Origin of the sequence: Burkholderia mycopellens (assembly GCF_964265025.1) — a bacterium.
Taxonomy (GTDB): domain Bacteria; phylum Pseudomonadota; class Gammaproteobacteria; order Burkholderiales; family Burkholderiaceae; genus Burkholderia.
In genome coordinates this window covers 837860-849091 of the sequence record NZ_OZ183803.1, presented here as the reverse complement: position 1 = coordinate 849091, position 11232 = coordinate 837860, and the positions used below count along the sequence as shown (strand labels likewise).

General features: G+C 63.6%; 7 protein-coding genes and 1 pseudogene. 3 read left to right on the top strand and 5 right to left on the bottom strand.

The window, feature by feature from the left end; genetic code table 11:
• Nucleotides 1–31: 31 nt before the first annotated feature.
• Nucleotides 32–2254: a type VI secretion system Vgr family protein gene (locus tag ACPTTC_RS22035; RefSeq protein WP_423393898.1), complete on the bottom strand. Its 2223-nt coding sequence runs from the start codon at nt 2252–2254 to the stop codon at nt 32–34.
• A gap of 63 nt (nt 2255–2317) precedes the next feature.
• On the bottom strand, nt 2318–3001 hold the full coding sequence (locus ACPTTC_RS22030) for a TagK domain-containing protein (RefSeq protein WP_423393897.1): 684 nt from the start codon (nt 2999–3001) through the stop codon (nt 2318–2320).
• 537 nt (nt 3002–3538) lie between these two features.
• Here ACPTTC_RS22030 and ACPTTC_RS22025 point away from each other — a divergent pair.
• A pseudogene (locus tag ACPTTC_RS22025) lies at nt 3539–4742 on the top strand (IS3 family transposase); the annotation flags it as partial.
• 671 nt (nt 4743–5413) lie between these two features.
• The gene (locus ACPTTC_RS22020; RefSeq protein ID WP_175953251.1) at nt 5414–5614 is read left to right on the top strand and encodes a hypothetical protein; all 201 of its coding nucleotides are present in this window, start codon (nt 5414–5416) and stop codon (nt 5612–5614) included.
• Nucleotides 5615–6092: 478 nt separating this feature from the next.
• Here the strand turns inward: ACPTTC_RS22020 and blaPEN-bcc are convergent, their stop codons facing one another.
• On the bottom strand, nt 6093–7034 hold the full coding sequence (blaPEN-bcc, locus tag ACPTTC_RS22015; protein ID WP_423393896.1) for a PEN family class A beta-lactamase, Bcc-type: 942 nt from the start codon (nt 7032–7034) through the stop codon (nt 6093–6095).
• Between the two features lie 128 nt (nt 7035–7162).
• On the opposite strand from blaPEN-bcc, the gene penR reads away from it, so the two are divergent.
• Nucleotides 7163–8053, top strand: coding sequence for a beta-lactamase transcriptional regulator PenR (gene penR / locus ACPTTC_RS22010; RefSeq protein WP_423393895.1), 891 nt, complete (start codon nt 7163–7165; stop codon nt 8051–8053).
• 495 nt (nt 8054–8548) lie between these two features.
• On the opposite strand, the gene ACPTTC_RS22005 is transcribed toward penR, so the two are convergent.
• Entirely contained in the window at nt 8549–8800 is a 252-nt protein-coding gene (locus ACPTTC_RS22005; RefSeq protein WP_011354368.1) for a hypothetical protein, read from the bottom strand.
• Nucleotides 8801–8896: 96 nt separating this feature from the next.
• A complete protein-coding gene (locus ACPTTC_RS22000) occupies nt 8897–11119 on the bottom strand; it encodes a glycogen debranching N-terminal domain-containing protein (RefSeq protein ID WP_423393894.1) in 2223 nt (740 codons plus the stop codon).
• Between the last annotated feature and the right edge of the window lie 113 nt (nt 11120–11232).

Here is an 11232-nt window from a genome sequence, read left to right as displayed (position 1 = left end):
CACGGTTCCTTGGTGGAATAAACGGCAGGCGTCAGCCTGAAATCGGGAAGTAGTCCGGTGTGAACGGGTCGCCCTTGTTCACGTCTGAGCGCATGTCCAGGGCATTCTTGACCCAGCCGGTATCGGTCTGGACCGGCCCCTTCAGCTTGATCCGGACTCCTTCAATCGTGACGCCCTCACCGTCGAGCGTGATCTTTCCGGCCGGGCCAATGATTTCAGCCTTGTCGCCCGCGTGTAGCTGGTAGATGCGGGTCTTGCGCTCAATAGCCTGTCCCGCTTCGATCTGGTGACGCCCCTGCACCTTGTGTTCGGCGTTGCCGCCAGTCGTGACCTGGAAGTTGGCCGCAATAGTGTCCTTGCGATTGTTGCCGGTTTCCTCGATTCGATCCTTGCCGATCTGGATGCGGTGATCGCGTCCAACCGAAAGAAACGCATCCTGGCCTATGGTGTGACGACGATCGACACCAATCTCGACCTGTTCGCCTCGGCCGACTTTTTCCGTACGATCGTTGTCAATCGTCACCGATTCGTCATGTCCGACCGTCTTCGCGCGATCATGTCCAACCGTAAGCGATTCATCGTTTTCAACTTCGGTTCGCATATCCCTTTCGGCATGGAACCATATTTCCTCCCTGCCTTTCCTGTCCTCGAACCGCAGCGCGTTGGCGGTTTCGTAGCCGCCTTTATCGGCGGAGCGCGTCAGCGTGCCGCTCTGGGTCGCATTGGCGGGCAACTCCCACGGCGGCATGTTGTGCGCGTTGTAGTGCCGCCCCGTCACAAATGGCCGGTCAGGGTCGCCGTTCTCGAAGTCCACTATCACTTCCGAGCCCACCCGCGGAATGCTGATGGTTCCGTAGTTGTTGCCTGCCCACGGATAGGAGACCCGCAGCCAGCAGGATGATGTCTGATCATGTACTGGCGAGCGGTCCCAGTGGAACTTCACCTTCACCCGGCCGTACTGGTCCGTGTAGATTTCGCTCCCGTCGGCCCCCGTAACAATGGCCGTCTGCGGGCCGGTTGTACGCGGCTTGCTGACCGTGCGCGGTGGACGGAAAACGGTCGTGGCCGGCTGCACTTCAAACTGTGTCCGAATCCGGTATTCGCCGGTATCGGTTGCCTCGTCGAGATCAGCCGCATCCAGCCGAGCCCGGATAACAAGGAATTCGCGGTTTGCATCGGCTTGCGGAAAACCCGCCAGCGTAAAAGTCGTCCCACACACGACGTTCCGCACATTCCCACCGCCCGTACCCCGCTCGCCCAGGGCACGCATTTCCTGCATGCGTATCCGTGCAAACTGCTCACCGGCCTTCAGTTCGGTGTAGTCGCCGGGCCACTCGTAACGTTCAAGCGTATTGTGCGAGGTGTTCTGCGGCAACTGAATCTGTGCCTCGAGATTTGCCCTTGGCCGGGTAAAGTCGAAATCGTTCGTGGTCCACTGACCTGACTGGATACGCGCAGTCGTATCAAAGTTGTCGATGTGCTCCATGTCAACCCTGCGGCCTGGCGGATAGTACGACAGCGTCTGATAGGCTTCACTGTCAACCGGCTTGTGCGCCCCTAACTGGTCCACCAGGACCATGCGATGCACGGTATCTGAATGCTCGAAGAACCAATAAATCCCGTTTTCTTCCATTAGACGCTGGATAAAATGAAAGTCGGTTTCGCCATACTGGACCTGATAGACCAGCTTCGGATAGGACTCGCTTAGCCGCATGTCCCACGAGTAGAGGCAGTGGTCGCTCAGCACTTCGTGAATGATTTCAATAACAGACTTATTCTGGAAAATCCTGTAATCCGAGCGTTTCTCAGCCAGCGCGATCCACGGTTGCAATTTAAGTCGATACCTACTCTGGCGGTTTGACTGCCCGGAAAAACTCACTGCCGTGATAATCCCGCTGATTTCGCGTAACCCGCGTCCGATGTTTGCTGCACCGGTCGCCCCTGGCATTCCACGGACAAAAGTGCCCATGCCGTCAAGCTGGATGGTGACGGTCAGTTCCTTCCCAATCATGTCGAGTGTATTGAGATTCGCCGCCTCTTCGTCACTCAATCCCGCGTCGAGCGAGGTTTTAACCTCCAAATCGTAGGTGTAGATTTTGGAAAGTTCTTCCTCGCCTTCGATCGCAACCAGTTGCAATACAGGTTCGCCATTGGGCGATAACGGAACGGCAGCCCCACTGATAGAGAGCGTTCGGGGCCGGCTGAATTTCTGCATGACCGGATATAGCTGCTGAACATCAAACGCGTTGGACATGGCGATTCCGACAATAAGATGGATCGTATTGGGCTACTCGGCGAACGTATGCAGACTGCCCCGTCAGGATGTTTCGCTATCAGGCAACAACCCGACCGGCAGGGACACGGGGCTATCCATTGCGACCATATGATGTTCACGTCGCGTCAGTTCGGGTGGCCGCTGGGCAGCACGGAGTGATGCGGCAGCAAGGAATTCGGCAGGCGCGAACAGACCCAGCACGTCGTTCCATTGCTCCGGTTCACAGAGGTCCGGTGCCCCACTGAGGTCGCCGAACAGCTGTTCAAGTTTGACCGGAGGCCTGAGTAGCTCCATGATCCCCTCGGGCTTGGCAACCGGCGTAACCGGTTGCGGTGGCAACTCCACCATAGTGAGCAAACCCAATCCCGGTTCAGCCTGCACGGGCAACGCAGATGGAGTGGCTTCCTGTGTATAAGAGATTGCCCGCTCGGCCAATGAAAGCGGATCATCGAGAAATCCAAGGTATTGACTGTACAGTGACGCAATAATATTTGCGTCCTCTACAGCAACGTTATTGTCATCGAGCTCGCGAAGGGCCCCGCTGCCACGAAGGGGCGCTGATGATCCAAGCAGGCCAAATACTGCCCCACCGCCGCATTCGTCACCAGTGGACAGCGCCCGAAATCCCCCGCGCATAACATTGTCTGCGACGTGAACAACCGTGCCGCCGTGATCCGTTGAATCGCCAAAGCGAGCGACATCCTTGTCTGAGGTATTGTCTTTCACGATTCATCTCCGTTGAACGGAATTTCTCCTGCGTCGAATTTACCGAACACATCATGAAAATCACATAAGACGCGTCCGAAATTGACAAAACCTGGCAAAAATCACAGGGTGTGATTTTTTGTTGAGACAATGGACATGCCCCGCGTATAAGTTGCACACACAACGTCTTTACAGCCGAGGCTGGCTCAAGCGGACAACGGCAAGTGACTTGCTGCCTCACACGAACCCAATCGGGCGACTCGGACATATTGCAACCTTCTGGACGCTCCTCCATCATGGCTTGCGCCGTCTGCCGAAGCAAATTCACACCAGCAGAACAACAACCAGCAGACCGAATCAACTACACGACAATTCGATATAAATACTACCCATATCAATAGGTATCCTCACTTCTTGAGATAACAAGACACACTGCCAGCACATCGGATTCAGTGCTGGACGCCTGGAGCAGCCCCCTGAAACGCCGGACACAGTCACCCACTTACAATAACGGGCAGGCATAAGACTGTGTCTTTGACTAACACCTGGCAGGAAGTGATGGAAGTGTTGACGGGCCCGGAGCGCCGGCGGCGCCGGACGGCGGAGCAGAAGCTGGCGATGGTTCGCGAGAGTTTCGAGCCGGGGAAATCGGTTTCGATGGTCGCGCGCCAGCACGGCGTGAATCCGAACCAGCTGTTCCACTGGCGCAAGCTGTATCAGGATGGGAGCCTGTCAGCGGTCAAAGCCGGCGAGGAAGTGGTTCCGGCCTCGGAACTGGCCGACGCGCTCAAGCAGATTCGTGAGCTGCAACGGATGCTCGGCAAGAAGACCATGGGGAACGAGATTCTCCGCGAAGCAGTCGAGTACGGCCGGGCAAAAAATGGATAGCGCACTCGCCCTCGCTGCCGGAGGACGACCAGTGAAACTGGTTTGTGAAGTTCTCGGCGTGTCGCGCTCGAACGTATCGGCACGACTGGCGCGTGCGGCGACGTGGCTCGATGGCCGTCAATCGAGGCAGACTGACGACGCGGTCGCTGTCGAGGAAATCCGCCGGGTCGTCGGCGATTTGCCCAGCTATGGCTATCGCCGGGTTTGGGGCATATTGCGCAACGAGCGCGTCGCGATTGGGCTAGTGCCGTTCAACGCCAAGCGCATCTATCGTGTCATGCGCACGCATGGGTTGCTGATGCAGCGCCGACCGATTCCGCCCCGCCCCCAACGTCGACACGACGGCAAGGTGGTCGTCGCGCGCAGCAATCAGCGGTGGTGCTCGGACGGCTTTGAGTTCCGCTGCGACAATGGCGAGCCACTGCACGTAACGTTCGCGCTGGATTGCTGTGGCCGTGAGGCGATGAGCTGGGCGGCCACGACGGCAGGCCACAGCGGTGACATTGTGCGCGACGTGATGCTGGCTGCAGTGGAAAATCGGTTTGGCAACGACTTGCATATCCCGTCCGAAATCGAGTGGCTGAGCGACAACGGTTCGGGCTACACGGCTGACGACACGCGCCGGTTCGCAGTGCCCATCGGCCTGAAGCCATTGACCACGCCGGTGTGCGGCCCGCAAAGTAACGGGATGGCCGAGAGCTTCGTGAAGACGATGAAGCGCGACTACGTCGCCTTCATGCCGACGCCGGACGCAGCGACTGCTGCACGCGATTTGGCCATCGCGTTCGAGCATTACAACGAGAAGCATTCCCATAGCGCGCTGAAACATCGCCCGCCTCGCGAGTTCCGGCGCTCGATGGATTCAGCAATCCTTAGTGTGATGCCGCGTCCGGTATTACAGGGGCAACTCCAGCGGGGTGTCATGTCAATTCGTCATGCGGGATGGGGGATCGTGTGGGAATGGCCTGAAGCAGCCACACCCCGTTTCGCCACATCGTCTATCTTGCCCGCCAGACAAGAGTTCGCTGCCACCGCCAAAGTTCTCCACAGAAAATGTTGGCAAGCTTGTGGATATCCTGCGCACCGCAACCCTAAGCCCTTGATCCGATGGACTTTGGCACGCGTGATGCAGACAAGCCCCCGGGGATGGCCATCGCATCCCCCGCGTCGCCGCACGACGCATCACAACGCCACGACGATGCACGCCGCAGTCGGTTCTCGCACGTGCCCGCCATGCGCGGCGCACTTACCCACAGATTTTGTTGGCAAGCTTGTGGATATCCTGCGCAAGCCTGCGCTAACCCGTTGATCGGACTACGGTTCATGCGCGGCGTCACGGTTGCGGCACCGTGCGGCCCGCGCACGCGCACAGGCGGACGATCCTCCGCAACAGCAGCGCATCGCCGTCGCCTTGACGCTCGCGCCTGCCTCGCGTCAAGATCACGCGAGCCGCACGCGGACGCGCATCGCCGACTTCGCGCGCCGGCTCGACGGCCCGGCCGTTCCGCCGGCGCCGCACCACGACACTTCACTCCGAGGAAGACCATGGAACACTTCACCGCGTGGCAACTGGTCGTCTCAATCGTGCTCGTCGCCGTCGTCATCTATCCGTACGTCCGCATCGTTCGGCGTACCGGGCATTCGGGCTGGTGGATCCTGACGATGTTCGTCCCGATCCTGAACTTCGTCATGTTGTGGGTGTTCGCGTTCGCACGCTGGCCCACCGTCGACGATCGGCAGCCCTGATCGTCGCCACCACGGCTGCGCGGCTTGTCCACAGATTTTGTTGGCAAGCATGTGGATAGCCTGCGCATACCGCGACCAAGCGCTTGATCCGAAAGACTTTGTCCGTGCCGCTTCAAATGCGGCACGCGGCCGGGAAAGCGCCGCTCGCACGCCCGTTCGCCACGTGACGGGGCGCCTTCCGCGCGTGCGAACCGGCTTGTCCACAGATTGTGTTGGCAAGCGTGTGGATAGCCTGCGCATACCGAGGCCAAGCGCTTGATCCGAAAGACTTTGTCCGCGCCGCTTCAAACGCGGCACGGCGGCCCGCGCCACGCCGGAGGCGGCCACGCGCGGGCTTGTCCACACTTTTTGTTGGCAAGCGTGTGGATATCCTGAGCATGCATGACCTAAGTCGTTGATCGCACAACGTTTGATCACGCAGGTCACGGCCGAGGCACGGCATGCATGCGGATCACACACGCACGCCGCGCCGCCCGCCTCAACCGAATGCGCGGACCACGATGCGTGCGACCGACGCGATCACGTCGTCCTTCGCGCGCGCATCGGCACGCGCCTGCGTGTAGTACACGGCCAGCGCGATCGGCGCACCCGACGGCGACCACGCGACACCCGCGTCGTTGGTGGTCCCGTAGTCGCCGGTGCCCGTCTTGTCGCCGACCGTCCACCCGGCCGGCACGCCCGCACGGAGTCGCTTGTCGCCGACCTTGTTGCCGCGCATCCACGCGACGAGCTGCGCACGCTGCGCGGCCGGCAGCGCGTCGCCAACCATCAGCACGCGCATGCTCGCGGCCATCGCGGCCGGCGTCGTCGTGTCGCGCGGGTCGCCGGGCAGCGCGGTATTCAGTTCGGTCTCCCATCGATCGAGCCGGAACGTGTCGTCGCCGATCGAGCGCGCGTAGGCCGTCACCGCCTGCGGGCCGCCGAGCAGCTTCATCAGCAGGTTCGCGGCCGAGTTGTCGCTGTACTGGATCGCGGCCTCGCACAGCGCGGCAACCGTCATGCCCTCACCGACATGCTGTTTCGACACCGGCGAATAGTTGACGAGGTCGGCCTGGATATACGTCACGCGCTGTTGCAGCAACGCGGGGCGCTCGACGCTCTGCGCCAGCACCGCCGCGCTCAGCATCGCCTTGAACGTGCTGCAGAACGGGAAGCGCTCGTTCTGGCGATGTGCTACGCGCCGGCCGCTTGCGATGTCGATCGCGCACACGCCGAGGCGGCCGCCCGCGCTGCGTTCGAGCGCCGCCAGCGCATCAACCGTCGCCGCGTCGAGCGGGGCCGCCCCGACCGCGGCGGCGGCCTCGCTCGACGACGGGTCCGGCGTAGCAGTCTGCCGCGACGCGCACGCGGCGACGGTCAGGGCGAGCGGCGCTGTCGCAGCGGCCAGCAACAAGGTTCGACGTTTCGATGAGTGGGTCATGTCGGTTGTCTCGTGGAGGAATGTGAGCGAAAGGGGGTTGAACGCGCCCGGCCGGCGAGACAGCACTATCGGGACTTTACGGTTGCCTGACAAGCAACGATAATTGAGCGCTGACAAAAGAAATCCTTATGACTAAGCTCCGCCCTCATCTTCCGCTCAATGCGCTGCGCGCGTTCGAATCGTCGGCGCGCCACCTGAACTTCACACGCGCCGGCCTCGAGCTGAGCGTGACCCAGGCCGCGGTCAGCCAGCAGGTGCGTTCGCTGGAGGAGCGGCTCGGCTGCACGCTGTTCACGCGGCTGCCGCGCGGCCTCGGGCTCACCGACGAGGGGCGCGCGCTGCTGCCCGTGCTGAGCGACGCATTCAGCCGCATCGAGACGGTGCTCAAGCAGTTCGACGGCGGGCGCTTCCGCGAGGTGCTGACGCTTGGCGTGGTCGGCACCTTTGCCATAGGCTGGCTAATGCCGCGCCTGAAACAGTTCAGCGATACGCACCCGTTCGTCGAGTTGCGGATGCGGACCAACAACAACGTCGTCGATCTCGCCGCCGAGGGCCTCGACTTCGCGATCCGCTTCGGAGAAGGCAACTGGCCGACCACGCGCAACGAGCGCCTGCTCGATGCGCCGCTGACCGCGCTGTGCGCGCCGGACATCGCGCGGCGCCTCGCACAACCGGCCGATCTCGCGAACGAAACGCTGCTGCGCTCGTACCGCACCGACGAATGGCACGGCTGGTTCGATGCCGCGCAGCTCGCGCCGTGGGCGGTCAACGGGCCCGTGTTCGATTCGTCGCGGCTGATGGTCGAGGCTGCGATGCAGGGCGCGGGCATCGCGCTTGCGCCGGCGTGCATGTTCGCGCGCGAACTGCAGCTCGGCCTGCTCGTGCGACCGCTCGACATCGACGTGCGCGCCGGCGGCTACTGGCTCACCTCGCTGAAGTCGAAGCCGCTCACGCCGGCGATGACACTCTTTCGCGACTGGATCGTGGCCGAAGCGGCCGCCACGGCGCCGGCCGAATGACGCGGCCCTGCTTGTCCACAGAAAGTGTTGGCAAGGATGTGGATATCCTGGGTACCCGGGACCTAAGCCCTTGATCGCGCACGAATTAGCGTGACGACTTAGACATCGGGCAGCCTGTATTCACGGGCTTCACGCGCCGGCCCCGGACGGCCCGATCCTCAACTGTCGCGACGCAATCGATTGCAAGTTGTCCACAGAATATGTTGGCAAGCCTGTGGATATCCCTCAGATGCGGCGCGTAACGCCCTGATGCAAAAGGGGATTCAATTCACGGACCTTGCGAGGTCAAGCCTGTGGCAGCGCCGGTGCTTTCGCACGGGCCTCGCCGCACCGGGCCCAGGGCCGGACGGTTCTCCACAGATTGTGTTGGCAAGCTTGTGGATATCCTGCGTATCGGCCGCCTAACTCATTGAGCGCACGGGGTTTTGTGCTTCGTCTGCAGAATCGGGCAGCGCCGGCGCGGCCCGTGCGGCGAGCGCCGGCGCCATCCGGGGATCAATGCCGGTCGAGCCCGCCGCGCAATTCGCTCGCCTTGTCGCGCAGCGCCTCGTAGCCCGAGCGCGCATGCTCGGGCAGGTCGGGATCGCCGATCAGCGCGCCGAGCGTTTCGATCAGGCTGAACAGGATGCCCTTCGCCGCGCCGACCGCGATGCTCTGCGATTCGATCGACTTGTGCAGGTGGTCGACCGCCGCTTCCAGATTCTCGAGCTTGTGCTCGCTGTCGTCGGGCCGGTTGTCGGTCGTCATCGTCTACCTCCGCCATTGTTCAAGGGTCATGTCACGATTCTATGCCGCTGCGCGCGAACGTGGCGCGACATCGCGCAACATTCGCGCCGCGCCGCGCTACAGCACCGCGACCACCTTCACCCCGCCCGGCTGCTCCGCCGACGCGACGACCTGGCCGTCGACGCGGCGGAACGTGAGCGACACGGTTTCGTCGCCGACGCGCAACGCGTCGATCCGCAGCCAGTCGACGCCTTCCGGCAGCGCCGGGCGCTCGACGCGCACCTCGTGGCGCGACGCATCGATGCTCACGCCGAGGCAGGCCTGCAGCATCATGAACGGCGCACCGGCCGCCCACGCCTGCGGCAGGCAAGCCACCGGATACGCGGTCGGCGGTTCGCCGCGCCGGCGCGGGAACCCGCAGAACAGTTCGGGCAGGCGCATCTCGAAGCTCACCGCCGCCTCGAACAGCGCGCGCAACAGGTTCACCGCGGCGGTCTTGTCCCCGTAGCGCGCCAGCCCGCGCGCGATCAGCGCATTGTCGTGCGGCCACACCGAACCGTTGTGATACGCCATCGGGTTGAAGCGCGGCTGGCCGGCCGCCAGCGTGCGGATGCCCCAGCCCGTCTGGAACAGCGTCGAGCCGAGCACGCCGGCGACCGCCGCGCCGCGCTCGGCGTCGGGCAGCCCGAACGCGAGCAGGTGGCCCGCGTTCGACGCGAACACGCGGCAGAGGTCGCCGTGACCATCGAGCGCGATGCCGTAGAAATCGCCTTCCGGCATCCAGAACAGCGCGTCGACCTGCTCGCGCAGCGTCTTCGCGCGCAACGCATAGCGGGTCGCATCGGCCGCGTGGCCACGCCGGTGCGAGCACACCGACATCGCATCGAGCGCCGCGCACGCATACGCCTGCACTTCGACGAGCGCGATCGGCCCATCCGGGAAGCGGCCGTCCGCGTGGAACACCGAATCGTGGCTGTCCTTCCAGCCCTGGTTCGCGAGGCCGCGCTCCGACGTGCGCTGATAATCAAGCAGTCCGTAAGGATTGCGGTCGCACTTGTCGATCACCCATTGCGCGGCGCGCTCGAGCGCGGGCCACAGCTCGTCGATCAGCGCATCGTCGCCGGTGCGCTCGACATACGCGCCCGCGAGCACGATGAACAGCGGCGTCGTGTCGACCCCGCCGTAGTACAGCGCGAACGGCACTTCACCCGTCGCGGCCATCTCGCTGCGGCGGAACTCGTGCATGATCTTGCCGGGCTCGGCATCGCGGAACGCGGAGGTCTCGCGCGCCTGATGCTCGGCCAGGAAGCGCAGCACGCCGCGCGCAAGCGACGGCTGCAGCCACAGCATCTGCAGCGACGTGATCACCGCGTCGCGGCCGAACGGCGTCGAGAACCATGGAATGCCCGCATACGGGTACGGCCCCGTGTCGAGCTGCGTCGTGAGCAGCCCGAGATCCGCGAGCGAGCGGTCGAGCCACGCGTCGAACAGCGGATTGCCGGTGTTCACGCGCGCCATCGATTCGCGCCGCGCGCGCATCTCGCGGTGCACGCCGACGAGCGCGGTGCGCAGCACGACGCGGCCACATCCCGGCCCTTCCGCATGCGCCGGGCCGAGCGTCGCATCGACGGTCAGGTAGATCGACACGCAGGCCTGCGCGGCGATCGTCAGCGTGTAGTCGGCACGATCGACCGACAGCGCATCGGGCGCCGGCGAGAAATGCACGGTCACGTTGCGCTCGACGCCGTCGAGGCCGTCATAGCGCAACCGCACCGCGCCCGCGTCGACGCGCGGCGCCGCCGCGGTGCCCCGCTTCGGGCGCTGCGTGCCGCGCACTTCGAACATGTCCTTGAAATCGGCCGCGAACGACAGCGACAGCGGCACCTCGGCTTCGCTCGCGCCGTAGTTCGTCAGCGTCAGCGCTTCGTAAAGCACGTCGCCCGCGAGCACACGCATCCGCTCGATATGGATCACGCCCTCCGGCGTTTCGCGGCCCCCGAGCGGCGGCAGCGGGCGGTTCGTCAGGTGCGCGGTGAACGACGCGTTGTCGGCGCTCGTCGCGCCCGACAGCAGCGACGGCGCACGGCCGCCGAAGGTCAGGCGCCACTTCGACAGCACGCGCATGTCGTCGACGAACAGGCCGTCGTCATGACCGCCGATGTCGCCGAGCGCGTCGCTGACCACGAACGCATCACCGGATTTCAGGACGTACTGGTTGTTGCGCGCCAGTCCCTGCGGATCGGCTTCGGGCGCGATGAATGCGGGGCCCGACGTCGGGTTCGGGGCAACAGGCGCGACTTGCGGCGCCTGGGTCGTCGTGGCTTCAGCGTGATTCGGCATCGATGCTCCTGTGTCGGGTCGCAACGCGCGGCGCGTCGCGTGTTTCGCACAGGATAGGACAGAACGGGGGACGCGCGCAGCGACGAGGCAGACGCGATGGCCTGCGACCTTGT

Coding starts and splice junctions, on each gene's coding strand:
- ACPTTC_RS22035 (WP_423393898.1), bottom strand. CDS start 2,254: ATGTCCAACGCGTTTGATGTTCAGCAGCTATATCCGGTCATGCAGAAA.
- penR (WP_423393895.1), top strand. CDS start 7,163: ATGACTAAGCTCCGCCCTCATCTTCCGCTCAATGCGCTGCGCGCGTTC.
- ACPTTC_RS22005 (WP_011354368.1), bottom strand. CDS start 8,800: ATGACGACCGACAACCGGCCCGACGACAGCGAGCACAAGCTCGAGAAT.
- ACPTTC_RS22020 (WP_175953251.1), top strand. CDS start 5,414: ATGGAACACTTCACCGCGTGGCAACTGGTCGTCTCAATCGTGCTCGTC.
- blaPEN-bcc (WP_423393896.1), bottom strand. CDS start 7,034: ATGACCCACTCATCGAAACGTCGAACCTTGTTGCTGGCCGCTGCGACA.
- ACPTTC_RS22000 (WP_423393894.1), bottom strand. CDS start 11,119: ATGCCGAATCACGCTGAAGCCACGACGACCCAGGCGCCGCAAGTCGCG.